This is a genomic window from Halorubrum wangae (assembly GCF_051194135.1).
Taxonomy (GTDB): Archaea; Halobacteriota; Halobacteria; order Halobacteriales; family Haloferacaceae; genus Halorubrum.
Genome location: NZ_JBLZNH010000001.1, coordinates 179,204 through 206,158, shown reverse-complemented (window position 1 = coordinate 206,158; position 26,955 = coordinate 179,204). Strand labels below are relative to the sequence as shown.

Annotated in this window: 29 protein-coding genes; 17 read left to right on the top strand and 12 right to left on the bottom strand. The window is 68.2% G+C overall.

Features of this window, described 5'->3' with window-relative positions:
• Positions 1-20: 20 nt before the first annotated feature.
• Positions 21-1,049: a glycosyltransferase family 4 protein gene (locus tag ACNS84_RS01040; protein WP_435073770.1), complete on the top strand. Its 1,029-nt coding sequence runs from the start codon at positions 21-23 to the stop codon at positions 1,047-1,049.
• A 29-nt stretch (positions 1,050-1,078) separates the two neighbouring features.
• Here ACNS84_RS01040 and ACNS84_RS01035 read toward each other — a convergent pair whose 3' ends face one another.
• Complete coding sequence (locus ACNS84_RS01035; protein ID WP_435072999.1) at positions 1,079-1,399, bottom strand: DUF7510 family protein; 321 nt, start codon at positions 1,397-1,399, stop codon at positions 1,079-1,081.
• A 152-nt stretch (positions 1,400-1,551) separates the two neighbouring features.
• Between ACNS84_RS01035 and ACNS84_RS01030 the strand changes: the two genes are divergently transcribed.
• The 4 genes from ACNS84_RS01030 to ACNS84_RS01015 all read left to right on the top strand — a co-directional run bounded on the left by ACNS84_RS01030 (position 1,552) and on the right by ACNS84_RS01015 (position 5,993).
• Positions 1,552-2,826, top strand: a complete 1,275-nt coding sequence (locus ACNS84_RS01030; protein ID WP_435072998.1) for a Single-stranded DNA binding protein — start codon at positions 1,552-1,554, stop codon at positions 2,824-2,826.
• Positions 2,823-4,532 carry an RPA family protein gene (locus ACNS84_RS01025; RefSeq protein WP_435072997.1) on the top strand — a complete coding sequence of 570 codons (1,710 nt, stop codon included), beginning with the start codon at positions 2,823-2,825 and terminating at the stop codon, positions 4,530-4,532. The genes ACNS84_RS01030 and ACNS84_RS01025 overlap by 4 nt, the downstream gene beginning before the upstream one ends.
• Positions 4,532-5,335, top strand: a complete 804-nt coding sequence (locus ACNS84_RS01020) for a metallophosphoesterase (protein WP_435072996.1) — start codon at positions 4,532-4,534, stop codon at positions 5,333-5,335. The genes ACNS84_RS01025 and ACNS84_RS01020 overlap by 1 nt, the downstream gene beginning before the upstream one ends.
• An 82-nt stretch (positions 5,336-5,417) precedes the next feature.
• Positions 5,418-5,993, top strand: coding sequence for a putative phosphothreonine lyase domain-containing protein (locus ACNS84_RS01015; RefSeq protein ID WP_435072995.1), 576 nt, complete (start codon positions 5,418-5,420; stop codon positions 5,991-5,993).
• 36 nt (positions 5,994-6,029) lie between these two features.
• On the opposite strand, the gene ACNS84_RS01010 is transcribed toward ACNS84_RS01015, so the two are convergent.
• The 4 genes from ACNS84_RS01010 to ACNS84_RS00995 form a co-directional block, all read right to left on the bottom strand.
• Positions 6,030-6,503, bottom strand: a complete 474-nt coding sequence (locus ACNS84_RS01010; RefSeq protein WP_435072994.1) for a PhlB family protein — start codon at positions 6,501-6,503, stop codon at positions 6,030-6,032.
• Positions 6,500-7,660, bottom strand: coding sequence for a thiolase family protein (locus ACNS84_RS01005; protein ID WP_435072993.1), 1,161 nt, complete (start codon positions 7,658-7,660; stop codon positions 6,500-6,502). Before ACNS84_RS01005 ends, ACNS84_RS01010 begins: the two co-directional genes overlap by 4 nt.
• An 82-nt stretch (positions 7,661-7,742) precedes the next feature.
• Positions 7,743-10,088: a DNA mismatch repair endonuclease MutL gene (gene mutL / locus ACNS84_RS01000; protein ID WP_435072992.1), complete on the bottom strand. Its 2,346-nt coding sequence runs from the start codon at positions 10,086-10,088 to the stop codon at positions 7,743-7,745.
• Between the two features lie 118 nt (positions 10,089-10,206).
• Positions 10,207-11,238 (bottom strand): glutathione S-transferase family protein, encoded by a 1,032-nt coding sequence (locus ACNS84_RS00995; RefSeq protein ID WP_435072991.1) that lies wholly within the window; start codon positions 11,236-11,238, stop codon positions 10,207-10,209.
• A 121-nt stretch (positions 11,239-11,359) separates the two neighbouring features.
• Between ACNS84_RS00995 and ACNS84_RS00990 the strand changes: the two genes are divergently transcribed.
• Positions 11,360-12,607 (top strand): NAD(P)/FAD-dependent oxidoreductase, encoded by a 1,248-nt coding sequence (locus ACNS84_RS00990; RefSeq protein ID WP_435072990.1) that lies wholly within the window; start codon positions 11,360-11,362, stop codon positions 12,605-12,607.
• A gap of 112 nt (positions 12,608-12,719) precedes the next feature.
• Here ACNS84_RS00990 and ACNS84_RS00985 read toward each other — a convergent pair whose 3' ends face one another.
• Together ACNS84_RS00985 and ACNS84_RS00980 are read right to left on the bottom strand one after the other, a co-directional pair.
• Positions 12,720-13,148, bottom strand: a complete 429-nt coding sequence (locus ACNS84_RS00985) for an Hsp20/alpha crystallin family protein (RefSeq protein ID WP_435072989.1) — start codon at positions 13,146-13,148, stop codon at positions 12,720-12,722.
• Positions 13,149-13,151: 3 nt separating this feature from the next.
• Positions 13,152-13,307 carry a DUF7559 family protein gene (locus ACNS84_RS00980; RefSeq protein ID WP_435072988.1) on the bottom strand — a complete coding sequence of 52 codons (156 nt, stop codon included), beginning with the start codon at positions 13,305-13,307 and terminating at the stop codon, positions 13,152-13,154.
• 56 nt (positions 13,308-13,363) lie between these two features.
• Between ACNS84_RS00980 and ACNS84_RS00975 the strand changes: the two genes are divergently transcribed.
• Entirely contained in the window at positions 13,364-14,284 is a 921-nt protein-coding gene (locus ACNS84_RS00975) for a DUF429 domain-containing protein (protein ID WP_435072987.1), read from the top strand.
• A 46-nt stretch (positions 14,285-14,330) separates the two neighbouring features.
• Here the strand turns inward: ACNS84_RS00975 and ACNS84_RS00970 are convergent, their stop codons facing one another.
• On the bottom strand, positions 14,331-14,777 hold the full coding sequence (locus ACNS84_RS00970) for a hypothetical protein (protein WP_435072986.1): 447 nt from the start codon (positions 14,775-14,777) through the stop codon (positions 14,331-14,333).
• Between the two features lie 93 nt (positions 14,778-14,870).
• Here ACNS84_RS00970 and ACNS84_RS00965 point away from each other — a divergent pair, with 93 nt between their 5' ends.
• Both ACNS84_RS00965 and ACNS84_RS00960 read left to right on the top strand, forming a co-directional pair.
• The gene (locus ACNS84_RS00965; protein ID WP_435072985.1) at positions 14,871-16,748 is read left to right on the top strand and encodes a radical SAM protein; all 1,878 of its coding nucleotides are present in this window, start codon (positions 14,871-14,873) and stop codon (positions 16,746-16,748) included.
• Positions 16,749-16,750: 2 nt separating this feature from the next.
• The gene (locus ACNS84_RS00960; protein ID WP_435072984.1) at positions 16,751-17,596 is read left to right on the top strand and encodes an MBL fold metallo-hydrolase; all 846 of its coding nucleotides are present in this window, start codon (positions 16,751-16,753) and stop codon (positions 17,594-17,596) included.
• Between the two features lie 92 nt (positions 17,597-17,688).
• On the opposite strand, the gene ACNS84_RS00955 is transcribed toward ACNS84_RS00960, so the two are convergent.
• Positions 17,689-18,309, bottom strand: coding sequence for an HAD family hydrolase (locus ACNS84_RS00955; protein ID WP_435072983.1), 621 nt, complete (start codon positions 18,307-18,309; stop codon positions 17,689-17,691).
• Positions 18,310-18,369: 60 nt separating this feature from the next.
• A complete protein-coding gene (locus tag ACNS84_RS00950; RefSeq protein WP_435072982.1) occupies positions 18,370-18,852 on the bottom strand; it encodes a DUF7321 family protein in 483 nt (160 codons plus the stop codon).
• Between the two features lie 432 nt (positions 18,853-19,284).
• On the opposite strand from ACNS84_RS00950, the gene ACNS84_RS00945 reads away from it, so the two are divergent.
• The 8 genes from ACNS84_RS00945 to ACNS84_RS00910 all read left to right on the top strand — a co-directional run bounded on the left by ACNS84_RS00945 (position 19,285) and on the right by ACNS84_RS00910 (position 25,342).
• Entirely contained in the window at positions 19,285-20,724 is a 1,440-nt protein-coding gene (locus tag ACNS84_RS00945) for a hypothetical protein (RefSeq protein ID WP_435072981.1), read from the top strand.
• Positions 20,725-21,048: 324 nt separating this feature from the next.
• Positions 21,049-21,828 carry a DUF7319 domain-containing protein gene (locus ACNS84_RS00940; protein ID WP_435072980.1) on the top strand — a complete coding sequence of 260 codons (780 nt, stop codon included), beginning with the start codon at positions 21,049-21,051 and terminating at the stop codon, positions 21,826-21,828.
• 95 nt (positions 21,829-21,923) lie between these two features.
• Complete coding sequence (locus tag ACNS84_RS00935) at positions 21,924-22,574, top strand: halocyanin domain-containing protein (protein WP_435072979.1); 651 nt, start codon at positions 21,924-21,926, stop codon at positions 22,572-22,574.
• Entirely contained in the window at positions 22,571-22,960 is a 390-nt protein-coding gene (locus ACNS84_RS00930) for a DUF7318 family protein (protein ID WP_435072978.1), read from the top strand. Before ACNS84_RS00935 ends, ACNS84_RS00930 begins: the two co-directional genes overlap by 4 nt.
• A gap of 4 nt (positions 22,961-22,964) precedes the next feature.
• Positions 22,965-23,774: a cytochrome b gene (locus tag ACNS84_RS00925; protein WP_435072977.1), complete on the top strand. Its 810-nt coding sequence runs from the start codon at positions 22,965-22,967 to the stop codon at positions 23,772-23,774.
• Positions 23,775-23,778: 4 nt separating this feature from the next.
• Complete coding sequence (locus ACNS84_RS00920) at positions 23,779-24,567, top strand: cytochrome b family protein (protein WP_435072976.1); 789 nt, start codon at positions 23,779-23,781, stop codon at positions 24,565-24,567.
• Between the two features lie 54 nt (positions 24,568-24,621).
• On the top strand, positions 24,622-25,053 hold the full coding sequence (locus tag ACNS84_RS00915) for a DUF7315 family membrane protein (protein WP_435072975.1): 432 nt from the start codon (positions 24,622-24,624) through the stop codon (positions 25,051-25,053).
• Between the two features lie 4 nt (positions 25,054-25,057).
• The gene (locus ACNS84_RS00910) at positions 25,058-25,342 is read left to right on the top strand and encodes a DUF7314 family protein (protein WP_435072974.1); all 285 of its coding nucleotides are present in this window, start codon (positions 25,058-25,060) and stop codon (positions 25,340-25,342) included.
• Positions 25,343-25,687: 345 nt separating this feature from the next.
• On the opposite strand, the gene ACNS84_RS00905 is transcribed toward ACNS84_RS00910, so the two are convergent.
• Together ACNS84_RS00905 and ACNS84_RS00900 are read right to left on the bottom strand one after the other, a co-directional pair.
• Entirely contained in the window at positions 25,688-26,131 is a 444-nt protein-coding gene (locus ACNS84_RS00905; protein WP_435072973.1) for a DUF7313 family protein, read from the bottom strand.
• Between the two features lie 24 nt (positions 26,132-26,155).
• Entirely contained in the window at positions 26,156-26,923 is a 768-nt protein-coding gene (locus ACNS84_RS00900; RefSeq protein WP_435072972.1) for an NAD(+)/NADH kinase, read from the bottom strand.
• Positions 26,924-26,955: the final 32 nt, after the last annotated feature.

The window sequence follows — 26,955 nt, the reverse complement described above, 5'->3', positions numbered from 1 at the left end:
GTATGCCACCGAGCGTACTCATGCTGGGATGGGGGTACCCGCCGAACATCACCGGCGGGCTCGACGTCCACGTCGGCGAACTGTTCTCCGGGCTTCGCGACGAACTCGGGGTGGATGCCACCCTCGTGTTGCCCGCGGAGTTCGCCCCGGACGACGAGCCGGGTCTCGAACCGGTCGAAACGGGCGACGGGGACGTCGCGGCGCGAGTCGAGCGTCTCAGCGACCGGTTCGCGGAGTTGGCGCCCGACCACGACGTGATCCACACGCACGACTGGTTCGGCTACGCGCCGGGGCGGCAGGCAGCCCGTGCGTCGGACGCCACGTGGGTCTCGTCGTTCCACTCGCTGGCGAGCGACCGCAACATCGACCCGCCCAAACGCGAGGTCGAGACGGAGCGACGCCTCGCGAACGCCGCCGACACGAACATCGCCGTCAGCGAAATCGTCCGCGGGAACATCAAGGAACTGTACGGCGCCGACTCCCGCGTCGTGTACAACGGCTTCTCGACGCCGAAGTTCTCGGGGAAGGACGTCCGCGAGGACCTCGGCATCGACGGCGAGATGCTGTTCTTCGTCGGCAGACACACCGACCAGAAGGGGATCTCTCACCTGCTGTACGCGATGAAGAAGATCCGCGCCCGCGACGTCACCCTCGTCGTCGGCGGCTCGGGCCACCAGACCGAGCAGCTGAAGCGGTTCACCGAACTGCTCGGCATCGACGACCGCGTGAAGTTCGTCGGCTACGTCCCCGAGGCGGAGCTCGGCGACTACTACGCCGCCTCGGACGCGTTCGTCTCGCCCTCGTACGCGGAGCCGTTCGGCATCACCATCACGGAGGCGCTGGAGGCGGGGACGCAGGTCGTCGCGACGCCATCCGGCGTCGCCGAGGTGCTCCCCGAGGGCTGTCTCGTGGAGGTCGAGACGGACTCGGAGTCGATCGTCGACGGCCTCATCGAGGCGCTCAACCGCGAGCTGCCGCCGGAGTACGAACGCCGCGAGTGGCTGGAGGTAGCGGAGGACACGCTGGCGGTGTACGAGGACGTAGCGTAACGCAGCTCTCTTCGGTTCGGGAGGGACGCCTACTCCTCGTCGCCGCGATACACGTCGAACTCGGTCACCGGCTCGGGGTGACTGATCCGGAATCCCTCTGCGGTCTCGACGACGCCACGGGTGCTGGCGGTCTCGCCGCCGTACGGACTCTCCTCGCCGTCGACGCCGCTTCCGCCCTGGTACGGCGAGGTGTACGGGGTCCCCGACATGGGCTCGTCGAAGCTCTCCGGCGGGAGGTAGATACGCTCGCCGTCCGCCGAGCGGACGACGACCGCGACGTCGCGGGTTCCGGTAACGTCGATGACGGTTCGCTCTCCCGTCACGCGCGCGTCGATGTTGACTTCGTCCATATGCCACGTTGCGGACGGGGACGGTTTAGCCCTACCGGCCGTCGACGGATCGCGGCGCCCGGCGAGGCGGCCTGAGTGGGGGCGCGAACCGCTCGCCCCCGACGGCGCCCCGTGGTGAATCCTTTTGTGCGGTCGCGTCGAAGTCGGAGCCGATGGACGTCAACAGCCATGCCGAGGAACTCGCCTCCGACCTCGGTGTCGACAAAGAGGAGGTCAAAGCCGACCTGGAGAACCTACTGGAGTACAGCGTTCCGATCGACGAGGCGAAACAGAGCGTCCGCCGGAAGCACGGAGGCGGCGGCGGGGGCTCGACGCCGACCCCGGACGTCGTCGACGTCGGGGATATCACCACCGACCACAGCGGCGTGACCGTCACCGTCCGCGTGCTCACGCAGGGAACGCGGACGATCCGGTATCAGGGCGACGACCTCACGATCCGAGAGGGAGAGATTGCCGACGAGACGGGCGTCATCTCCTACACCGCCTGGCAGGACTTCGGGTTCGAGCCCGGCGACTCGCTGACTATCGGCAACGCCGGGGTCCGAGAGTGGGAGGGCGAGCCGGAGCTCAACCTCAACGACTCCACCACCGTCGCCATCGCCGACGAGCCTGTCGAGGTAGACCGCGAAGTCGGCGGCGATCGGAACCTCGTCGAGATCGCCGCGGGCGACCGCGGCCGTAACGTCGAGGTTCGCGTGCTGGAGGTCGACGAGAAGACGATCTCCGGGCGCGACGGCGAGACGGAGATCTTGGAGGGCGTCGTGGGCGACGCGACCGCGAAGCTTCCCTTCACCGACTGGCAGCCCCGCGCCGAGTTGGAGCCGGGTGCCGATCTCCGCATCGAGGATGTGTACGTGCGCGAGTTCCGCGGCGTCCCCTCGATCAACCTCACCGAGTTCTCGACGGTCACGCCTCTCCCAGACCCCGTCGAGGTCGCCGAGGACGCCCCGCGGCTCTCGATCGGCGAGGCGGTCGCCTCCGGCGGGATGTTCGACGTCGAGGTCGTCGGCAACGTCCTCGAGATCCGCGACGGCTCCGGGCTCATCGAGCGCTGTCCGGAGTGCAGTCGTGTCGTTCAGAACGGCCAGTGCCGGAGCCACGGCGACGTCGACGGCGAAGACGACCTTCGCGTGAAGGCGATTCTGGACGACGGTACCGACACCGTGACCGTCGTGCTCGACGCCGAACTCACGGCCGAGGTGTACGGCGGCGGGCTCGAGGACGCGCTCGACGCGGCGAAAGACGCCATGGACAAGGGCGTCGTCGCCGAGTCGATCGCCGACTCGCTGGTCGGACACGCGTACCGCGTGCGCGGGAACCTCTCCGTCGACGACTACGGGGCCAACCTCGACGCGAGCGAGTTCGAACTTGCGGACGAGGACCCGGCCGACACCGCCCGCGCAGCGCTCGCGGAGGTGGGCGAATGAGCGACGACGGGCCGGGCGCCCGCGAGGTCGCCCATCGACTGTTCGCCGCCGAGTTCGACGACGCCTCGCTGTCGTACTCGGAGAGCGACGAGGAGCGCGCCCCGAACTACGTCGTCACGCCGACCGGCGCGCGGGTGAACCGACTGTTCGTCGCCGGCGTGCTCACCGAGGTCGAGCGCGTGAACGACGAGACGCGCCGCGGGCGGGTCGTCGACCCCTCCGGCGCGTTCGTCACCTACGCCGGCCAGTACCAACCCGAGGCCCAGGCCTTCTTAGAGCGCGCCGAGCCGCCGTCGTTCGTCGCGCTCACGGGGAAGGCGCGCACCTTCGAGCCGGAAGACTCCGACCGGGTGTTCACCTCGGTCCGGCCGGAGAGTCTCAACGATGTCGACGCCGACACCCGAGACCGGTGGGTCGTCTCCGCCGCGGAGGCGACGCTCGACCGACTCGCCGTCTTCTCGGCCGCGCTGGACTCCGACCTCCGCGGGGCGGAGCTCCGTGCGGCCCTCGAATCCGGCGGCGCGCCCGCGCCGCTGGCGGCCGGTATCCCGAAGGCGATCGATCACTACGACACCTCGACGGCGTACGTGGAAGCCGTCCGCCGACTCGCCGTCGACGCGCTGGAACTGATCGCCGGGGACCGCGACGAGGTTCGCGCACTCGACCTCGCTCCCGACGCGGGCGGCGAGGCCGAGATCGGTCCCCTCCCGGCGACCGACGTGACAATCGAGGCGCCGACCGGTGCCGCGGCGCCGACCGATGCCGCCGACGCGACCGACGACACCGACGGGCCGAGCGACACCGTCACCGAGCCGGACACCGGTACCGAGGCGGCGGTCGAGTCCGACACCGAAGCGGCGGTCGAGTCCGACACCGAAGCGACAGCCGAGTCCGACGGCGACGCCGAGACGACCGCGGCGGTCGCGGCCGGGGACGGGTCGGAATCGACCGAATCGAGTGAGGCCGCCGCTGGTGCCGACGAGAGCGAAACGACCACCGCCGCAGATGGAAGCGAGACGACCTCTGCCGCCGAAGGGCGTGCGAGTGGTGATATCGACGACGACGCGAGTGAGGCGAGCGCCGACGCCGAGGATGCTACAGTCGAAACCGAATCCGGCGGGAGCGGCCTCGGCGACTTCGAGACCGGCGACGACGTCGACGAGACCTCGGAGGCCACCGAAGAGCCGCTTGATGGCGATGGCGACCTCGACGTCGAGACCGCGCCCGAGCCAGACGACGTCGATCCCGCGGGCGACGAGATGTACGAACTCGACGATGCGGAGCGCGAGGAGATCGAGTCCGAGTTCGGCACCGATTTCTCGACCGGTTCGGAGGTCGACGATCCGGGAGAGGCGGACATCGACGTCCCCGATCCCGAGGAGCTACGGGAGACGCCCGAGGACGCCGCGGCGGCCGACCTCGACGCTGGGTCGATCGAATCGTCGAGCGAGACCGACGAATCCGACGAATCGGATGCGGACGAGGAGTCGGCCGACGGCGACGCCGACGACGTCGACCTCGAGACCGCCGCCGTCGACGCCATGGGCGAACTCGACGACGGCGACGGTGCCGACCGCGAGGCGGTCGTCGAGCGTGTAGTCGACGAGTACGGCGTCGACGCCGACGACGTGGAGGACGCGATCCAGGAGGCGCTGATGAGCGGGAAGTGCTACGAGCCCGGCGACGGGGTGCTCAAGCCGATCTGATGCCGCGGGTCGAGCCGGTCGTCGGCGAACCGGCCGCCGTCGCCGACCTCGGCGAGGAGCGCGCACTGCTCGTCGCCGACGTCCACGCCGGCATCGAGGTCGGCCTCCGCTACGAGCGGGGGGTCGAACTCGATGACCGGGCGGCAGAGCGCCGCGAGCACCTCTGTGACCTCCTCGCCGAGACCGGTGTCGACCGCCTCGTCGTCCTCGGCGACCTCGCCCACCGCATCGCGGCGCCGGAGGGCGAGGAGCGCGAGGAGCTGGAGACCCTGATCCGGGCGGTGACGGACCGCGTTCCGATGACGCTCGTCGAGGGGAATCACGACGCGGGCGTCGCGGAGGCGTTCGCCGCCGACCTCGACGTAATCGGGGCGGGGGGAGCCGTGATCGGTGAACGCGCCTCCGAGGAGGACGACGGGGACGGACGAACGGAGGGCGGCGTCGCCGTCCTCCACGGCCACACGTGGCCGGAGCCGGCGCTTTGTGACGCCGACGTGGTGTGTATGGGCCACGAACACCCGCAGGTGCGGCTGGAGGACTCGGTCGGTGGCTCGCGCGTCGAGCGCGCGTGGCTCCGCGGTCGGCTCGATCCGGCGGCGTTCGTCGAGGACGCCGCGAACCTAAGCGCCCCCGACGACCCGCCCGAACTCGTCGTCTTCCCGGCGTTCAACGAGCGATCTGGGGGGACGTGGGTCAACGTCGAGGGCCAGTCGTTTCTCGCGCCGTTCCTCCCCGACGCACTCCCGGTGGGCGACGCGTACCTCCTGAACGGGACGCGGCTCGGTGACTTCCGCCGGATCTGAGCACGATGTGGATAGTCTCGGGCCACCGCATCCCGCTGTTCTCCGGCGCGAGCGTTTTCTCTCGGGAGCCGAAACGGTCGGTATGGTCGCCGACCGCGCACCCACCGACATCGACGAGACGGGGTGGCACTGGCTCCGGGCCAAACACGTGACTGGATTTCCCCGGACCGCCCGCGATGGGTACTTTCCGAGACACGACGTGACGCGCCCGGCGGCGACGACGGAGTCCGACTTACCGCGGGTCGACGCTGCAGGAGCGACGTGCCCGGCCGACGCCGAGACCGTCGCTGACGCAGACCGACTGGCGCTCGAAACGACCTACCTGAGCGGAAAGTGGCTCGTCGAGCGCCCGCCGGAGACGGTAATCGATCTCTGGAAGGGGGTAGTCGACGACGTCGCGTCCGAGCGGTTCTGGGACGCGAAAGTCACCACGCGCTCCGGCCGCGAGGCGTTCGGTGAGACGGACCACGCGGTGCTCGTGTTCACGCCCAACTACTTCGACCGAGCGGACGTCGACCGGGTGCGACGCAGACTCAGGGAGGCGCACGGCGTGACCGAAGAGGTCCGGTACCGACCCGACGTGTACACGCTCGACGGCGTTCATCGGGAGACGCTCGGCGAACTCACCGACTCGGATGCGGCGCGGTTCAGAGTCTGAGAGAGCAATAGGGGGTGATGTAAGCGGGCCGCGTCGTTACTCGACCGGGCGGAACCGGAAGCCGTCCCACTCCTGACTCTCCGGCTCTCGGATCCCCGCGCCCGGCTCTCGGAGGTCGTCGGCGTAGACCGGTTCGACGCGGTCGCCGATGGCGACGTCGACATCGCCCGGGTCGCCGGCGCCGTCCGCGTCGCCGCGCGGTGCGACCTGTCCGAGCGCACGCACCGGAGGGCCGTCGTAATCGTCGCCCATCGCAAACTCGACGATGGCGAGCGTGTTGGGTTCGCGAACGCCCGGCGGGGTCGCCGTCGACGTGGTCCACGTGACGACCCGAGCCGCGTAGTCGCTGAGGTCAATCGTGTCGACACGCTCCGCGCCGTTCGGGCTCACGGTGTGGGGTGGGTAGGTCACCGTGCCGTCCGCGTACTCGGCCGCCTCGAAGGTTGGTTCGGCGCTCTCCCCGTCGATTTCGGTCGCGTCGTCGGTGTGGGTCGTGTCGTCGTCGCTCATTGGCTTCCCTCCAGAACCGCGGTGGTCACGCAATTCCCGAACCCGCCGACGTTGCAGGCGAGTCCTGTGTCGGCCTCAACCTGTCGAGGACCCGCGTTCCCGGTGACCTGCTGGTAGATCTCGTACACCTGTGCGACGCCGCTGGCCCCGAGCGGGTGGCCCTTCGATTTGAGCCCGCCGGAGGTGTTGATCGGGAGTTCGCCGTCTCGGTCGGTGACCCCTTCCTCGACCGCCTTCCACCCCTCGCCCTTCTCGAAGAAGCCGAGGTCCTCCGACTGGAGGAACTCGAGGATCGTGAACATGTCGTGAAGCTCCGCCACGTCGACGTCGTCCGGACCGATCCCGGCCATCTCATAGGCGATGTCCGAGGAGTCGGCGACGCCGCCCATCGTGGTCGGATCCGCGCGCTCGTGGACCACGTGGGTGTCGGTCGCGCCTCCGATTCCCGAAACGACGGCATACTCGTCGGCGGGGACGTACTCCTCGGCGACGGACTCGGGGCAGAACACGAGGGCCGCGGAGCCGTCGGTGATCGGACAGAAGTCGTACAGCCGGAGCGGGTCGGCGACGACCGGCGAGTCGAGGACCGTGTCGAGGTCGACCTCCTTCTGGAACTGTGCGTGAGGGTTGTCAACGCCGTTCTTGTGATTCTTCACCGCGACCTTGCCGAGGCTCTCGCGTGGCGCGTCGTACTCGTCGAGGTAGAGGCGCGCGGTGAGCCCCGCGAAGGAGGGGAGCGTGACGCCGTGTTTGTACTCGACCGGATGCGTGAGCGACGCGATCACATCGGTCGCTTCCGCGGTCGTCCGGTGAGTCATCTTCTCGCCGCCGACGAGCATGGTGAGATCGCTCGCACCGGAGGCGACCGACTGCCACGCGGCGTACACGCCCGCGCCGCCAGACGAGGAGGTCTGGTCGATCCGGGCGGTGTACGCCGGGGTCGCGGCCAGGTCGTGAGCCAGCGCGTTCGGAACGCCCGTCTGGCCCTCGAACTCGCCGCTGGCCATGTTCGAGACGTACAGGTGATCGAGGTCGTCGCCGTCGATCCCGGCGTCGTCAAGCGCCGCCGCGCCCGCCTCTGCTAACAGCGCTCGGACCCAGGCGTCGCGCTGCCCGAACCGTGTCATCGACGCGCCGATAATCGCTACGCGTTCCATACGCCTCGGTCCACGGCGCCCGCCTAAAACGTACCTCTCTGGGCCCCCGCGACTCGCGGTGTCCTCGACCGAGCCGCGGTCGTTACTCCGCGCGCCGCCCCGCGTGACCGGGGTAGTCGCGCTCGAACCGAGAGCCGATCTCCTCGCGGTCCAGGCGAATCACGACCGGCCGGCCGTGCGGGCACGCGTATGGGTTCTCGCAGGCGTCGAGGCGATCGAGCAGGTCGACGACCCGCCCCTCGGTCAACGACGTGTTCCCCGTCACCGAGGGGTAACACGCGAGGTCCGCGAGGAGTTCGTCGACCACGTCGGTCACCGGTTCGTCGCCCGCGGTGGCGTCGCCGACGAACGCCGAGAGGACGTCGCGGAGGAGGTCCGGATCGAGTGCGGCGTCGAAGACGGCCGGGACCGACTCGACGACCACCTCGCGATCGCCCGCGCGCTCGGCGCGGAACCCGATCGCGGCGAGGTCGGCGACGAAGTCGTCGAACAGCGCCGCCTCCCGCGCGGTGAGTTCGACGCGAACCGGCTCCGCGAGCGCCTGCGCGTCGGCGCCGTCGGAAAATTCGTCGCGAAGTCGCTCGTAGTTCACGCGCTCGTCGGCCGCGTGCTGGTCGATCAGCACGAGGCCGTCCGGCGCCTCGGCGACGACGTACGTCTCGTGAAGTTGCCCGAGCACCCGGAGCGACGGGAGCGAGTCGTACGTCCGCTCCGTCGCCTCGGTCGTCTCGCCAGCGAACGTTCGCTGGGCGGTCGCGGTCGGGCGCGACTCCGCCCCGGTCGTTCGCGGGGCGTCGGACGCTTCGGTGCCCTCATCGGGTGTGGAGTCCGAACGAGAATCCGGCGCCGGGTCGGACGTGTCGGCGACAGCGTCGATGTCGTCGTCGCCCGTCGCGTCATTTGTCGCGGCCTCGGCGGTCGGCTCCGATTGCCAGCTTCGCGGCGACGGTCGATCGCGAGTTGGTTCGGTGGAGTTGACGGGGTCTGTGGATTCTGTGGATTCTGTGGATTCGATGGTTTCAGTGGTTTCGGTAAAGCCGGTCGAACCCGCTGACCCATCGGTGTCGGCCGCGCCGTCGGCGACGGGAGCATCCGGGTCGGCGGCGGCATCGGTCCCCACGTCGCCGACCGCCCACGCGTCCTCGTGGCTCGGGTCGAGTTCCGTTGCACCAGCCGCGGACTCGGTGTCGTCCGAGTCTACTGCGTTCGCGGCGCCGGCGGCGCCCTCGCCGGCGTCACCCACGTCGTCGCGGTCGCGAAGCGCCGCCCGCTCGTGGTCGGTGCCGGCGCCGCCGATCGCCTCGCTCGGCGAGCCCTCGGGAGCTATCTCGGTCTGGTCGGGCGCCGACTGCCCGCGCGGTGCGGTCGAGCGAATCAGCCCGTGGTCGAGCAGCGCGCGCTCGACCGCCTCCTCGACGGCGGCGCGCACGGCCGGCTCCTCGTCGAACCGGACCTCCAGCTTCCGGGGGTGAACGTTCACGTCAACGTCTCCCGGCGGGACCTCGACGAACAGCACCGCGAACGGGTAACGGTCTGGCGCAAGCTGCCCGCCGTACGCCTCCAACACCGCCTCTCGGAGCGCGCTCGCGGTGACGTACCGGTCGTTGACGTACGTGGCGAGGTATTCGCGGGTTGAACGAGTCGTCTCCGGGTGCGAGACGAGGCCGCTGACGCGGCGGACCGGCGGGTCGTCCGGCGCCCCGGCGTCGGCCGAACCCTCGCCGGCCTCGCCCTCGGGTGTCCACTCGACGTCCACCATCGCCTCCGCGACCTCGCGGCCGTACACGGCCAGCACGGCCGACCGGAGGTCGCCGTTCCCCTCGGTCGCGAACGTCTCGCGGCCGTCGTGTTCCAGCGACACCGCGACGTCGGGGTTCGCGAGCGCGTAGCCGGTCACGACCGTGTTGATGCGGTCGAACTCGGTGGTCGTTCGCTTGAGAAACTTCTTTCGCGCGGGGGTGTTGTAAAACAGGTCCTCGACCTCGACGGTCGTCCCCTCGGGACAGCCCGCGGGGCGGACCTCGCCGACAGCGCCGCCGTCGACGCTGATCTCTGCGCCCGCCTCGGCGCCGCTGGGCCGCGAGCGGACGGTGAGCCGCGAGACGGCGCCGACGGTGTACAGTGCCTCGCCGCGAAACCCGAGGGTGCCGACCCCGTGGTCGAGGTCCTCGATGTCGCCGATCTTCGAGGTGGCGTGTTCCGCGACCGCCGCCTTCAGTTGGTCGGCGGAGATCCCCACACCGTCGTCGCGAACCCGGATGCCCTCCGTGCCGCCGGCCTCGACCGCGACCGCGACTCGACTCGCGCCCGCGTCGAGGCTGTTCTCGATCAGCTCTTTGACGACGCTCGCCGGGCGTTCGACGACCTCGCCGGCCGCGATGCGCTGGACGGTGCGCTCGTCCAATCGCTTGATGTTCGGCGGCTCCATTGCTACTCTCCGGTGGGGCGAGCGCGCACTTGAAGGCGTTGTCGGCGGGGGGGACGATGAGGCGGCTGAGCCGCGTGCATGTTTAAAAGCGAAATCGCCGAGCGCTCCCGCGAGCGCCTCAGTCGTCCGCGGTCGGCGTCGGCGCCTCGCCGCCGAGTTCGTCGCGGTCGTGGGGCGCCTCCCAGTCGAGGTCCGGGCCGCGCGCGATGATGCCCGAGGGCGTCACGTCCGGGTGGGTCGTGTAGTAGTGCTCCTTGATGTGGGCCATGTTCACCGTCTCGGCGACGCCCCCGGTCTGGTAGAGGTCACGGAGGTACGGCCAGAGGTTGTCGTACTGATGGACGAACTTCCTGTTGCACATGAAGTGAGTGTGGTACACCTGATCGAACCGGACCAGCGTGGTGAACATGCAGATGTCGGCCTCAGTGAGCGAGTCGCCGACGAGGTAGCGCTGGTCCGCGAGGTGGTCGTTCCAGTGATCCAGCGCGCCGAACAGGTCGTCTATCGCCTCGTCGTACGCCGCCTGCGACGTCGCGAAGCCGGCGCGGTAGACGCCGTTGTTGACCGGTTCGTATATCTCCGAGATCACCTCGTCGACGTCCGCGACGGTCGCCTCGTCGTCATCCCCGGGCAGCAGCGAGACGCCGTTCCCGAGGTCGTCGAAGGCAGTCGAGAGAGTCCGGAGAATCTCGCGGGACTCGTTGTTGACGATGGTCTCCTCCTCGGTGTCCCACAGCACGGGGACGGTCACTCGACAGGTGGCGTCGGGGTCGGCCGCGACGTACAGCTCTCGGAGGTAGTCGCTGTCGTGGAGGTGGTCCGGCGTACAGCCCGCCTTCTTGGGGGTGAACTTCCAGCCGTCCTCGCCTCGGTACGGGTCGACGACCGAGACGCCGATCGCGTCCTCAAGGCCGAGCAGCGACCGCGCGAGCAGGATACGGTGAGCCCACGGACAGGCGTAGGAGACGTACAGGTGATACCGACTCGCCTCGGGCTGGAACCGCTCGTCCGGCTCGGCGTCGACGTGGTCGGGTACGTCGCTGCCGGCGATCCAGTTTCGGAACGTCGTCTCACCGCGCTGGAACGATCCGTCCTCGCCCGTTGCCTCGTACGTGTCGGTTCGCCACTCGCCGTCGACGAGTTGGTTCATACCCAACGAACGCGCTTGACGCCCATAACGTGGGCGGGGACGTGCGTGTCACCCGGTCGGCGATCCGTCCGCGGGCGGCGCGCAGCGTCACCGTTAACACCCTCCCGTGGGAGGCGAAGTCATGACGCGATCCACACGAAGGGACCCGGACGATCCGCCCGCCGTCGCGATCGTTGGCGGCGGCGCCGTCGGCGTCACTTCGGCCACCGACCTCGCGGCCCGCGGCGCCGACGTGACGCTCTACGACCGCGGCGACCTCGCGGCCGAGAGCTCCGGCCGCGCCGCCGGCATCCTCTACGACGCGTATGCGGAGGACGTCGACGCCGCGCTGGCCGCTCGCGCGATGGAGCGCTTCCGGGCGTTCGACCGGTCACTTCCCGGATTCTCGTTCACGCCGTGTCCGTACGTGATCGCGGTCCGCGAAGGCGACTCGGACGCCGACGCCGTGCCGTCGATGGTCGACCGGATGCGCTCGCACGGCCGGGACGTCTCGGTCGTCGACCTCGCAGCGTTGGCCGAGCGGTTCCCGGTCGCTGTCGACGACCTCGCGGTCGCCGCGGTCGCCGAGGGCGCCGGCTGGTGTGACCCCGCGAGCTACGTCGCGGCGATGGGCGACCGGGCGCGCCGCGAGGGAGTCGCCGTCGAGACCGGGACCGCCGTCTCGCTGACCGAGGACGATGCGACCACCCTGCGCGTCGAGGCGGCGGACGGGAGCGGCACCGCCACCCGCGAGTTCGACGCAGTCGTCGTCGCCGCCGGCGCGCACACCGCCGAGGTCCTCGCGGACGCCGGCGCCACGGTCCCGGTCGTGCCCTACCGCGTGCAGGCGCTGACGAGCGACGTCGCCTACGACGGCCCGATGGTGTACGACGCGACCGCGGGCGTCTACCTCCGGCCGCACCCGACCGGCCTACTGGCCGGCGACGGTACCGAACCGTTCCCGGCCGACCCGGACGACTACGACCTCGAAGGTGACGACTGGTTCGTCGAGTCCGTCACGGCGACGGTGAGCGAGCGCGTCGACGCCGTCGGCGACGAGGGGCCAAGCGTGAAGCGGGCGTGGGCCGGACTCTGTACGGCGACACCCGACGGTGACCCGCTGGTGGGGCCGGTTCGCGGGGACTCCGACGCCGCCTGCGACGGCGCGAGCAGATTATTCGTGGCCGCAGGCTGGCAGGGGCACGGGTTCATGCGCGCGCCGGCGATGGGCGAGCACGTCGCGGAGGGCGTGTTGGCGTCGCTCGACGGCGTTGGGCCCGGAGCGGACGAGTCGCCGTGGATCGAGGCCTTCGATCCCGACCGCTTCGACGGGGACGAGTCGTTCGAGATTACGGAGGGGATGTCGGTGGAGGGGCGGTCCGGAGAGTAGCGTCGGCCGCGCGAAGGGAGTCGAATCGGGAGGAACGCGTCATCGGTCGCAGGTCGTAGGGGTCGCGTGTTTCAGAGATCGCGTGTCTTGGGGTCGGCGGCGGTCGGCGACCTCAGGCCTCGTCGGCGTCGTCTTCCTCGACGACCGCGACGTCCCGTGCCTTATCGTTCTTCGGAATCTCCACCTGAAGCGTCCCGTTGCGAGTCAGGGTGGCGTTCGCGCCTTCCGGCGTGACGTTCGCGTCGCGGGGGAGGTCCGCGCTCCCCGAGAGCGAGACCCCCCGGCCGGGGAACAGCATCTCGTAGCCGTCGTAGAAGTCGCGGAACCGGTCGAGTTCGACCTCGACGGTGTGATCGAGGAACGTCACGTTCAGGTCCTCGCCGCGGACACCCGGGGCGTCGAAGACGACGAGGTAGGCGTCGTCACTCTCGAGAAGGTCGTGCGAGAGCGGGCGGCGCTCTTGCATCTTGCTCCAGCCACGACCGACTCGCTCGAAGACGCGGCGGACAGCCGATCGGCCCGCCTCGACGAATCCGCTCACGGGTTACACCTCGATTTCGGCGAGGTCGCTCCCGCCGCAGTAGGGGCACGACAGGTCCCCGACGGCGTGGTCGTCGGGCACGTCGTACGTGTAGTGGTTCTCGAACATGTCGAGTTCGCAGTCGTCGCTCTCGCACTTGACTTCCATCGTCGATGGCATATACGACACTGTTGTGTCGGCGAGGGCTTAAACGGCGTGGCGGCGGTCGTCCGTGCATGGACCCCTCCCCCCCGGCCGGCGATCCGACCCGCGTGTACGGCGTCGACTTCAGCGCGGCGGCGGCCGACGCGGGACGGAAGACGTGGATCGCGAGCGGGTGGACGGACCCCGAATGCGGGGGGCTGCTCGTGACCGATCTCCGTTCGCTGACCGAGGTCACGGACGGCGACGCCACGCGCAGAGAAGACGCGCTGCCGGCGCTCGCAGACTGGCTCCGCGAGCGTGACGAGACGGCCGTGGTCGGGTTCGACTTCCCGTTCGGGCTGCCGCGGTTCATCGCCGAGGAGACCGGCAACGAGTCGTGGCGATCCCTTATAAGCGAGTTTCCGGAGTCGATCGGCGTCGACGACGGCCACACGGACGACCCGGTGCGCGCGTTCGCCGAGCGGTGCGTCGGGCTGACCGAGCGCCACGGCGAGGGGACGTACGACAAGCGCCGGACGGACGTCGCCCTCGGCGCGCGGTCGCCGTACGGCTTCGTCGCCGACACCATCGCCTTCCACGGCATGCGCGACGTGCTCGCACCCGTCCTCGAGGACGTCCGGTTCGCGCCGATGGACCGGACGGACGGAGGCTGGCGGCCCGAAGCGCCGACGGGCCCGACGGCAGTCGAGACGTATCCGGCCGCGGTGTTCGACCGGCTTGGCCTCCACCGCAGGAAGTACAAGGGCGGCGGCGACGCGGCGGCGGCGCGTCGCCGGGAGAACGCCGAGGGGCTGATCGAGGCGGCCGGCGTCACATATAAATCCGGCACCGGGGCGAGTGAGGCGATGGTCTCGAACGCGGGCGGCGACGCCCTCGACGCCGTCGCCGCCTGCCTCGGGGCGTTCGCGGCGTGGCAGCGGGGGTACGAGACGGCGGTCGATTCGTTCGACGACCCAGACGCGGTCGCGTTCGAAGGGTGCATCTACGCCTGAAAGGGCGTCTCCTACGCCTGAGAACAGAGTTTTCGGCCGTCCGTTTTCATAAACCCGTTCCGCGGAGCCGCTCCGGAACGACCGCGCGTTCGGCGACGGAGACGACTGCGGTGCCGAATGCGACGCCGGCGAGGAAGCCGGGACCGTACGGGTAATACGGGACCCCGAACGCGAGCGCGACGCCCAGCCCGACGGCGATCGCGAGGACCGCGGCGCCGAAGGCGACGTACGTCAGCGTCTCGTAGCGATCCGGCGAGAGTCGCTCGCGGCAGAGCCACGCGACCGGCCCGAGGGCGACGGCGGTCGCCGCGGCCCAGCCGACGGCGAGCCCCCACGGTCTGGGATCGGCTCCGTGGAACTGCACCGCGGCGAGCCCGCAGACCGCGGCGAGTGAGACGTAGTTTCCGACTCGCTGCCAGCGGGAGGACTCGTCGGCGGGGGGCGCGCCGTCGCCCGAGCGCGTCTCAGCGGTCGTGGGCGTCTCGGAGGGCATCCTCGACGCTTCCGCGCGTTCCGGCATAAGCGATCCGGCGTCCCCCGCCGTTCCGCACGCTTTTCCCGTCTCGGCCGACTACGGTGGGCTAAGATGACCGATTCGCCCGCGTCGGGCCGGGGGACGCTCCCGCCCGACCCGAACGACCTCTTCGTCACCATCGTCGACGGCTACGTCGACGAGCCGGCGCACTTCGGCGTGCCGCCGTACCTCTCGACGTACCCGCGGTACACGGCCGGCGCGCTCGTCGACGCCGGCGTCCCCGAGTCGGGGATCACCTACCATACGATCGACGAACTGCGCGACGACCGGCGCAAGCGCGCCGACGTCGCCGACGCCGATCTCATGGTGTACGTCGGCGGGATGACCGTGCCCGGCAAGTACGTCGGCGGGACCCCGGCCGAGCCCGACGAGGTCCGAGAGCTGGGGTGGACCGCGGACGGCGTCACCCTGCTCGGCGGGCCGGTGCGATTCGGGGTCGGCGAGGAGAACGCGGGCGCACAGGAGACCGAGCGCGACGACCTCGACTACGACTTCGTCGCCATGGGCGACGTGGAGGCGGCCGCCTACGACCTCGTCAGCGAGGGGTTAGAGGGGTTCGGCAACCGGATGCGCGACAACGCCGAGATCGACAGGTGGGCCGAGATGGGGGCGTTCATCGTCGAGCAACACCCCAACCACCCCGATTACCTCATCTGCGAGATGGAGACCTCCCGCGGCTGCGCCTACCGCTGCTCGTTCTGCACGGAGCCGCTGTACGGCAGCCCGGCGTTCCGCGAGGCGCGGTCGGTCGTCGACGAGGTCGACGCGCTCTCGAATCGCGGCGTCAAACACTTCCGGCTCGGTAGGCAGGCCGACATTCTCGCGTTCGGCGGCGACGGCGAGGCGCCGAACCCCGACGCGCTCCGAGAGCTGTACAGTGGGATCCGCGAGGTGGCGCCCGACCTCCGGACGCTCCACCTCGACAACATGAACCCGGTGACGATCACCGACTACCCCGAGGCCTCTCGTGAGGCGATCCGCGTCATCGCCGCGCACAACACGCCCGGCGACACCGCCGCGTTCGGGCTCGAGTCGGCCGACCCGGTCGTACAGGAGCAGAACAACCTGCTCGTCACGGCCGAGGAGTGCTTAGAAGCCGTCCGCGTCGTCAACGAGGAGGGCGGGTGGCGACCGGGCGATACCGCAGAGGCGACGCCCGGGCCCGACGACCGGGTGACCGGCCCCTCGACCGGGCCGGACGCCTCGCCGCGACTCCCGAAGCTCCTGCCCGGGATCAACCTCGTCCACGGGCTCACTGGCGAGCGCCCGGAGACGTACGAGCACAACAAGCGATTCCTCCAGACCGTCTACGACGAGGGGCTGATGCTCCGGCGTATCAACATCCGCCAGGTGATGGCGTTCGCCGGCACCGAGATGGCCGAGACGGGCGCGGATATCGCTCAGGCGCACAAAGACCAGTTCCAAGCGTACAAGCGCGAGGTCCGCGAGACGGTCGACAACCCGATGCTCGACCGGGTCGTCCCGCCGGGGACCGTACTCCCGGACGTGCATCTGGAGTACCACCAGGACGGGAAGACGTTCGGCCGCCAACTCGGCACGTACGCCCTCCTCGTCGCCGTGCCGGGTGAGCGAGAACTCGGCACCGCCATCGACGTGGCGATCACGGATCACGGCTACCGCTCGGTCACCGGCGTCCCGTATCCCCTCGACGTCAACGTAGCGTCGATGGCGGAGCTGACCGCGATCCCCGGGATCAACCAGAGCAAGGCCGGCGACATCGTCGTCGGACGCCCGTACGGCTCGGTCGAGGAGGTCGACGCCGGCGTCGCCGACCTCTCGCGGTTCGCCGTCGCCGACGACGTCGACGTGCCCATCCCCGGACGCGACCGCGCCGGCTCCGGTCCCGGGCCGGCAGCGCGCTCCCTCCTGGACCGGCGCGACGGCTCCTCTGTCGGCCGCGGCGACTGAAGATGCCCGCGACGGCCCCCGATACACCGGTCGCTCGCGTCCCGGTTCCGGTCGACACCCGCGCCCCCGGCGGGACGACGAACGCCTACGTCGCCGGCGGACTTCTCGTCGACCCGGCGGCTCGGACCGACTCGCTCGACGCCGCGGCCGGCGTTGGCGCTCCCGGCGACGGCGACGCCGTCACCGCGGTCGCGGTCACCCACACCCACCCAGACCACGTGGGGGCGGTCGCCGAGTACGCAGATCTCGCGAGCGCTCCGATCTTCGCGCACGCTGACCACATCGACCGGTTCGTCGCCGCGACCGGCGCGGATCCGGACGGGACGTTCGAGGGCGGGGAGACCGTGGGAGAGACGGACGTCCGCGCGGTCGACACGCCCGGCCACGCGCCGGATCACGTCGCCTTCGCGGTGGAATCGGGGCGTGAGGACGACGCCGGAGCACCCGTCCGCGCACTCCTCTGCGGCGATCTCGCCGTCGCGGAGGGCAGCGTCGTGGTCGGCGCCCCCGAGGGGAACCTCGGTGACTACCTCGACAGCCTCAAACGCGTCCGAGACGGCGGCTACGCTCGGCTTTACCCGGGGCACGGCCCCGTTATCGACGACCCCGAAGGCGTCTGCGACAGGCTGATTGACCACCGGCTGAACCGCGAACGGGCGGTCCTCGCGGCGATCGAAGCCGGCGCGGTCGACGTGGACGCGGTCGTCGACGCCGCGTACGAGAAGGACCTGAGCGGCGTCGCCGACCTCGCGCGAGCGACGGTCGTGGCGCACGTAGAGAAGCTTCTCGCGGACGGTCGGATAGGCGAGACGTGGGCGGACCGGCTCGCTCACGAGCGCGGAGAATAAGCGGGCAACAGCGAGAAGCACCGGGGTAGCGGACAATAGCGGGAGCAGCGGGGTCGGGGGGTCGATCTCCGGTCTCGGATCGAGCGGCCGCGTTACTGCTCGGCGCCGATCTCAGAGGCGACCGTCTCCAGCGGCGTCTCCGTTACGTCCACGAACCGACCGCCGACGTCCTCGACGCCGCCGTCGGTGGCGGGGTCGTCGCCGACGTGGATCAGCGTCTCGGGGGCGACACCGAGGGCTGCGGCCGCGGCCTCGAACGCCTTCGGATGCGGCTTCCGCCAGCCACAGCCGATGCTGGTCGTGACCGCGTCGAACTCGCCGCGGAGCCCGGCGCGGATCAGGGTCTTCGGGACGAGTTCCGGGACGGCGCAGTTCGAGAGCAGGCCGACGGGCCCGGTCTCGGCCGCGTCGCGGACGGCACGACGTGCGCCGTCGCGTCTGGTCACGTCCGGATCGAACGCCGCGACGACGGCGTGTCGGACGACGTTACCGGTCACGGTTACGCCGCGAGACGCGAGCGCGTGTGCGACGTGAGCCGGGAGCGGCACCTCTGCGCCCGCCGGGGCGTCCACGTGTCGCTCGCCGTACGCGACGTGCCAGTCGTCGGGGACGGCGACGTCGCGGGACTCCAACTCGCGCGCGACGGTCTCCGCGGGGTCGGACGGGTACTCGACGTCAACGAGCGTCCCGAACAGATCGAAGGTGACTGCCACGATACCACCTGTAGGGACAAAACGGGATTGAAGCTGTCGGTCGCGGAGGGGCGATTGCGCTCACAGAGCCGGTCCGACGTGGATCGAGTAGAACCGGTAGATCCCGGTCATCCACGCGCAGATCCAGAGGATCATGAATCCGGCCACGCCGACGCGGAGTCGCGAGCGCCAGTGGCCCATATCCTCGTGGAGTTCGTCGATGTCGACGTCGAGGTCGTCGTACGCATCGGCGTTGCGCTTGGCCTGAAAGATCCGAACGATGCCGGTGAGCGCGAACGCCAGCAGCGCGTACGCCTGCAGTCCGAGGAACGCGTGAATGACCGCGAGCCCGGTCAGCCGCTGGAGGACTCGGGGGATCATCCACCCGACGATCGGGACCGTCGTCAGCGTCAGCCCGACGCCGATATACCGCAGGTGGTGAGTGAGGACGTTCCAACTCACGGTCTCGGCGTCGATCATGATCCACGCCCCGTAGAGGAGGAAGGGAAAACTCGCGGTCACCGACAAGCCAGCGAGCGCCGCGAGGACCGACTCTTCTACCATCGATCGACGCTTGGAACTCCGGCGCGTAAAACTCCCCGATCCGTCCGTCGCGCCGGACGGCGCCTCGCCACCGTCGGTATGCCTCTCTCAGTACGATTTCCATCGGTTATTCTTTGGTATTCATTTATGCACCGCCGAAAATCGGGCCGCGACAGAATCCGCTTCACAAATTGCTATGACTGGGATTCTCTCACCCTTACGTTAACATTTCTTATCGGTACGACCACCAAAACGTAAGGCGGAATTGTGTCAATGTGATGACTTCGACGCCCAGCTGGATTCGCTGTTAGTATCCGTATCGGTCTTTCCGCGCTAGAACCGGCAGATACGTGCTCTTGTCGCCTCAAACTAGTAAATATCGACAAGGTCACCGAACAGAGAACATATCAGAATAGGTACACTCATTGGGGTTAGTAGGAGTTTACTAATCGAATGGATCCAGATCCAGATCGAACCGAGTCCGAACGGCTGAGCGGGCAGTCGAAGAGCGGCTTCCTCAACCGACGTAAGTGCCTTGCACTCGTGGCGGGAGTCGGAGCTATCGGTACCAGTTCCGGTTCCGCACTCGCTGCCTCGAGCAACTCCGTCGAACGTAACGGTATCACCTTCGATCGGGTCGTAAACGCGGATGACGACCTCGGGATATCCGACGGGGGCCGAGTAGACGACATCCTCGATGACGTCGCGGACGAGGGCGACACGCTCGTACAGTTCCCGCCGGGCGAGTATCTCGTCAGAGATTCGGTAACCCTCAACGAAAGCGACTTCGGAATCGAGAGTACGACGGGGGACCGCGAAGACGTCGTATTCAAGCCCGTATCCGATCGGTCGCCCGCTATGTTCATTGGGAAAAACGAGTCCGGGTTCTACGTCGGATCTATCACGCTCGACCGACGCGACGAGTGGGACAGCTCCCTAACGCTCATGAGAGGGGGCTTTTCGGACATGGTATACCTGAAAGACATTCTCGTCGAGGGATGGGCGCCGAAAGACGGCGAGAATCTACTCATCTTTGATATTACGGATTCTGATGGCTCTGCACTCGTCGAAGATCTCGAACGACGAGGACCGAGCGAGTTTGGTTCATCTCCAAGAGATACAGAAATAACTATCCTCAACACTAGCGGGACGAAAGGAGACATCACGTATCGGAACCTCGAGATTCACAACGCCACGGAGACCGGCCTGTACGCCGGAAAGGCGTACGGTGCCATCCGGGTCGAGGACAGTTATTTCAAGAACTGCGCGCACTCCGCCGTCCGCGTGACCGGGAACGATTCGTGGATCAAGAACACGACCATCGTCATGGACATCGGCGATCTCCATCCCGACGCGACTGTCGTCGATCCCGAGGGTATCCAACTGAACCGCGGTATCTGGGTCCAAAGCGCCGGCCACGAACACGGCGGACCGCTCATCGAGGACTGCGAGGTCATCATGAACGACGCCGGGAACGGATCCGCCGGTATCCTCAATCACGGTGACAGCGGCGGGATAGAGCTTCGCAACACGCGGATCGAATGCAATCAGGACGACATCCCCCCGATCCTCATCCAGGACGAATCGAACGGCAAGGCGGCAAAGCCGTACGAGGCGACCCTTGACGGCGTGTCGGTCACGGGCTCCGGAAGCGGGAAACCCGCAATCACCATCCGCGACCGCGACGGGACGTCGGTCAAGAACAGCTGTATCGAAATGCCCAACGCGGACGGGATAGAGTTTGAGGGCACCTCGGACGGGACGATCGAGGACACGAACATAAACGTGGGCGGAGAGGAGACGGTGTTCGAGAACGCGGACGTGGAGACGTCCAACCTCACTTCGGACGACAGCTGTCCGGCCCCGTCGCTCGGTTCCGAGAAAAACGATTAACGGGCCCGCGAGACAGGCAACGAGAACAGGACTGAGGGGCTAGTTCTATCGGGTGACGGAAACTCGCGTCAATCGGTGCTCGTGGCGGTAGCGTCGGTACTGCCGTGCGAACCCTCGGATAGAACGGTCGAGAGACTTCCGCGATCGGTCAGCGTTCCTCTTTCACGCAGACGCCGAGAATGCCGCCGACGAGGCCGGCCAAGGGGCCAACTTTCGCCCCCGTTTCTCCGGACCGCAGAGATCGTTATCTGAAACAGACTCCATTGCACGACCACTTATCAGAAACCGTTACCCTAAGGAGTGTGCCGTTCTTACTTCGAGCTAATGAGTAACTCCTCGGACGAGCAGGCGCACGAGCAGGAGGACCCCGAGGACTCGGACGAGCGCGAAGACGTAGAGACGCTGCGTAGACGCGTGGAAGAAAAGTACGACTTCGAAGACTTCGGCCCCTCGGACATGGCCCGGATGAGCGCCGAGGAGTGGGACGCCGCCTTCGACCCCGACTCGTGGATCACGGGCGACCGCCTGCTCGAACGCGCCGAAGCGGAGCTGAAATCACGAATCTCCCGACGCGAAGTGTTCGGCGTGTTGGAGCGCGTGCGCGCCGACGGGGAAGAACGAATTCTCGTCTACTCGGACGAGGGGTACGCGATCGTCCGGCCATCCGGCGAGGTGACTGGGCAGGGGACGGTGCTGCGTGACATCGAACCGATCGTCGCGCTGGCCGCGATGGAGGCGTACGACGTCCCGGAATCGCCGGACGACTGGTCGCTGCCGCACCCCGACACCGTTCCCGAGGGGTCCGGCGAGTTCGGGAACCTGATGGTCCAAGTGATCGCGATCGTACAGATCCTCGCCGGGACGGCGCTGTTGGCCGCCACGTTCCTGACGGATCTCAACACGATCGTGGCGCCGGTGATGGGGATCGTGTTCCTGCTCATCGGGCTCTTCCTGTTCGTGATGGTGGCGAACGCGCGGCTCTCCGATCGGTTCCGTTCGGAGGAGTATCGCGGGCGGCTACGGGCCCTCCGCGAAGCGAAGGAACGGCCCGACTTCGTGCCGGTCGAAGGGGGGGTCGTAAACGAGGACGAACTCGACGAGTAAAGCGCCGATTTCGAGGGGTAGAAGCGCTGTAAGCGCACCCGCGTCGACGGATTCAGTCGGTGGGTTTAAGCAGTCGCCGTCCTGAGTCAACCTGTATGAAAAGGCGGGAATTCGTGCGGACGGCCGGCGGTGCGACCGCCGCGGTCGCGGCCGGTGCCGGAGCGACCGGGACGGCCACCGCACAGGAGCAACAACCGGACTGGCCGAGCGGGGTGACGGGTGGGAACCTCGGGTCCTATCAGGACGCCCGCGGAGAGAGCGAGGTGACCGTTCAAGTCGGCGCGGGCGACACCGGACTCGCGTTCGATCCGACCCAGCTGTGGGTCGACACGGGCACGACGATCACGTTCGAGTGGACGGGAAGCGGCGGCGCGCACAACGTCCAGACCGTCGAGGGCGGCGGTCCGGCGAGCCTCGACAGCGGCGACCCGGTCGGCGAGGAGGGATACACCTACGAGTACGAGGTGACGGAAGAAGACGCCGGCATCACCCACTACCACTGCGTCCCCCACACCGCGGTCGGGATGCACGGCGGCCTCGCCGTCGGCGGCGACGTCCCGACCGTGGGGGCGGGCGGCGGTGGCTCGAACGGCTGGCCGGAGAACATCGCTCACGTCGGGGTGCCGCTCCACGCGCACTGGGTCGGGATCGCCGCGGTCCTGGGCATCTCGCTCACCTTTGTCTTCACCTTCTACATGCTGAAGTACGGTGAGTCGGCCCACACCGGCCACGGAGGGAACCAATGAGCTCCGGCGGCTCCTCGTACGGGGACATTCACCGGTACGAGCCGGCCCGTGAGAGCACGGCTGCGGCGATCGCCATCGTGCTCCTCACGGTCATCGAGGTCGTCTTCGTCGGGTTGTTCGTCTACGGGCTCATGTCCGCGTGGGCGTCAACGGAGTTCGGAAACATGTACACCGGCGCGCTGCTGGCGATGATCTTCATCGACCTCGCGTTCATCCTCCTGCTGTACCGCAAGGAGTTCCTGCCGGACGTGATGATCGTGAAGAAGCGCCGCCGCAAATGGGAGGACCTCTACGTCCGCGAGGAGGACAAGGACGGCATCGGGATAGACACCGGTGGGGCGATGGAGACGGTCAAACGGGCGGTCTACCCGTACTACAAGAAGTAACACAATGAGCCTCAAGAAACAAGACGAGATGGACCACAACGCGTGGCTCAAAAAGCAGGATCTGACGGTCATCGAGACCGCGTTCCTTACCACGCTCATCTGGCTGGACAAGCGGCTGCGCATCGTCGACTACCTCGAGCTGCTGGAGACGATGTACTACCGCGCGAACATGCAGATGCCGAAGAGCCACACGGAACAGTACGACCTCGACAACAAGTTCTGGTACTGGTACCCGTTGTACTCGCTCGGATCGCTGTCGATTCTCGCGTATCTGGTCGCAGCGGTCTCGGGCGCGCTGCTCGGGTTCTACTACTCTCCGTCGACCGCCGGCGCCGCCGCACAGGGCGACCCGACGGCCGCGTACGACTCCGTCGTGATGATCATGACGGACGTCCAGTTCGGATTCATGCTCCGCTCGATCCACAGCTGGGCGGCCCAGTTCATGGTCGCCGCGGTGTTCCTGCACATGCTCCGCGTGTACTTCACCGGGTCGTACAAGGAGCCCCGTGAGGTCAACTGGATCCTCGGGGTTATCCTCATCGGCCTGACGCTGCTGTTCGGTTTCTCCGGGTACGTGCTCCCGTGGAAGCAGCTGTCGTTCTGGGCCGCACAGATCGGCGTCGAGATGGCGCTCGCGACGCCCCTCGTGGGCGAGTGGGCGGCACAGCTCCTGTTCGGGGGCTTCACCCTCGGGCAGGCGACGCTCGTAAGAATGTACATCCTGCACGTCTTCGTGCTGCCGTTCGTGGTCACGGGCCTCATCGCCCTCCACGTCGGCATCGTGTGGGTGCAGGGCATCGCGGAGCCGCACTAATTCAATGACCGACGACACCACCCCCATGACGGACGGAGGCACCGACGAGGAGGCCCGCACGGACGGCGGGCCGCCGGCGACAGTCCCGCCGGACGACGAGACGCCGACCTGGACCGAACGCAAAGAGCACTCGAGCGGGCTCGCACAGCTCACTTACCAGTACTTCGAGCGTTCGCGGCGCGAAGACGAGGACCTCCGCGCGGAGTCGACGTACGTCGAGCGCGACGTGCTCGGCTTCCCGACCTGGCCCCACGAGACGATCCGGAACCTCGCTATCACGAGTTTCTTCATCGGGATCATAATCCTCATCGCGTCGCTCTTGCCGGCCCACTACGGCGAGCCGGCAAATCCGGGTGCGACGCCGGCGATCATCCTGCCGGACTGGTACCTCTACTGGTCGTTCGGGCTGCTGAAGCTCAACCCCCTCAACCCGAATCTGGCGGTGCTCGGCGGCAACATCGCAATCTCCAACGAGTTCCTCGGAATCACCGCTCACGGGATCGTCTTCGGTACCATCACGCTCGTGCCGTTCCTCAACAAGGGAGGCGCGCGGCGTCCCGTCGAGGAGCCGTTCTGGGCAGCCGTCGGCGTGACCGGCGTCGTCCTGTCGATCACGCTCGCGGCGCTCGCAATCCAGAACTTCTTCCCCATCTCGCTCGACCTGCTGCTCACGCTGACGTTCATGCTCCCGCTCGTCGGGGGAATCATCACCTACGCGGTGTTGAAGACGATGCGTGAAGGATACATGTACGACCTGAACCGGCGGTACTACATGCTGCGACCCCCGAAGTAACGACACAGAACCACACCCGCCGCCCGACCGTTTCCGCCTGTTTCCACTGTTTCTATGTCATCACCAACCGACCGCGACGACGCACAGGCGCTCGACGAGACGGGCGATCCCATCGCCGCCGACGAGCAAGAGGACCCTCGCAGCGAGCCGACAGGCCCGCGTATCGGGCCCGACGGACGCGAGGTGGTGGTCCCGTTCCGGCTGTACAAGGCCGTTACCGTCTTCTCGACGCTCGCGGCCGTGGTCGCGTACCTGATGGGGTTCATGCTCCTCGACGCTGCGACGCGCCAGATCAGCATCGTCCGGACGACGATCGTCTATCTCCTGAACAGCGCCGGCCTCTACCCCTCGGACGACACGCTGGTCGCCACGCTGGCGATCACGGGCATTGCGTTCATCATCGGGGGGACGGCGGTGTACGTGCTGGGGACGCGGTTCCGGGGCCAAGGGATGGGAAAGTCTCAAGACGACTCCGGCGAATCGTAAGTCAATGGCAGACGAGTTCATAAAGGGGTTCGTCCTGTTCGCTATCGGTGGCCTCGGCTGGCTCACCTTCGGCGGATGGTACCGGACGCCCTCGTACTACGACGTCGTGCAGCTGGTCAATCCCGCCGAAGGCGTTGATAGCGTCTACGGAGAGATCGGCCTCGTCGCCGGCGACGCGTTCTTCTGGGTGATGATCATCGGTGCGCTCACGTTTTGGGTGTTGATCCCGGTGAGCCGCGAACTGCGCGACATTCTCGACGACGACGCAGACGGCGACGCAGCGAACTAACGCCCGCCGGCGCGGTCACGCGTCGGATTTTGTTGTCCGCCGGCCGCAGTAAACGATGTCCGGCGGTCGCGTACTCTCTTTCACGCCGAGCCACGTCGCGTCCGTGATCGGCGCGCGCAGCTACTGACCGGCGTAACGGCGTCTACCGACCGATGAGCGGCCGGTACTCCACGCAATTCGACGACCGAAGACGAGCGCCAGCGTCGCGAGCGGAGCGGGGCACGGCGCCGTGCCTGCCGTGACGAGTGACGAGGCGCTCCTCGATGCGGACGTGACGAGTGCTCAGAACGGAGGGACAGGTCGGGAATGCACCGCGTTCCCGACCCGCGTGTTACGGGCCGAGGCTCACGCGACGACGAACTGGTTCCAGATCCCCGCCACGAGGAAGAACAGGGCGTAGTAGGCGGCGAACACCAGGACGAGCAGCGACGCGGCGATCGAACTCTTCGGGAGCTCGATCGTCATGTCGTTGCGCGCCTCGACGTTGCGCGCCTCCAGTTCGAAGAGGTCCGCGACCACCATCGTGATCACGAGCACCGAGAGTATCACGCCGCTCACCGGTGCGTCGAGGACGAACAGGAGGCTCAACAGGAGCACACCGATGTTCGTGAACGCGTGTGGCGTGTACGGCTCGACGCTGTCGCCATCGTTGCCCTGTTCGACGTGGCGGCGGTACGCGACGTGCCGCGTCGCGAGGTTCGCGACCGCCATCACGAGTATCGCGTACGGCAGCACCGGTCCAACGGCGGACAGCCAGCCGAGGGGGATGAGGAACTGCAGTGGGTCCATACTGACACATCCGGTCACGAGTTATTAGAGTGTTTCCGATCGTCGCGCTCGGCGCGCGCCGGAACGCGTCACGAGCGTCACCGAGTCGGCGGCCTCGATCGAGACGGGTCGGTGCGGCGTGACGGTCTCGCACTCCCGTCCGTCAACCACGAGCGCGACCGATTCGGTCTCGCGCTCGACCGAGAGCGAGAGCCCCTCGGCCGCGACCCACGCGTCCGTTCGGGTGCTGAACGGGGCGATCGACGCGACGGAGAGGCCCCCGCCCGGCTCCACGACCGGACCGCCGGCGGCGTTGGCGTACCCGTCGCTCCCGAGCGGTGTCGCGACGACGACCCCGTCGGCCCGGAACGCCGCCTCGTCGCCACCGACGAAATCGACCGCGAACTCGGAGATTCGGGCGGGCTCGGCCGTGACCAGTGCGACGTCGAAGACGGCTCGCCGCGGCTCACCGCTCCCGGAATCGACGGTGAGGATCGGGTGGGTGGTGCGCCGCACAGCGTCGTCGGGAGAGTCGCTGCCGCGCTCGTCATCGCGGAGCGCTCCGTCGAGCAGCCTTCGAACGCGTCGCTCCGCGTCGACGTCGTCGACCGCGATCCACCGCGATCCGACCGGGATCACCGGCACGTCGGGGACGTCGACGAGGACGTCGCGGAGCGCGTCGTCGCCAATTGCAACGATCGCGTCCGCGGCGGACCGCTCGGCGGCGCGGTACGGGAGGCTCGCGAGGGCGTCGCGGAGCGCCGTCGCCCGACCGCCGCCGACGACCGCGACGCGCCGTTCCGACGGTTCCATACGCGAGGGGTGCGGCCGGCGCGCGTGAAAAC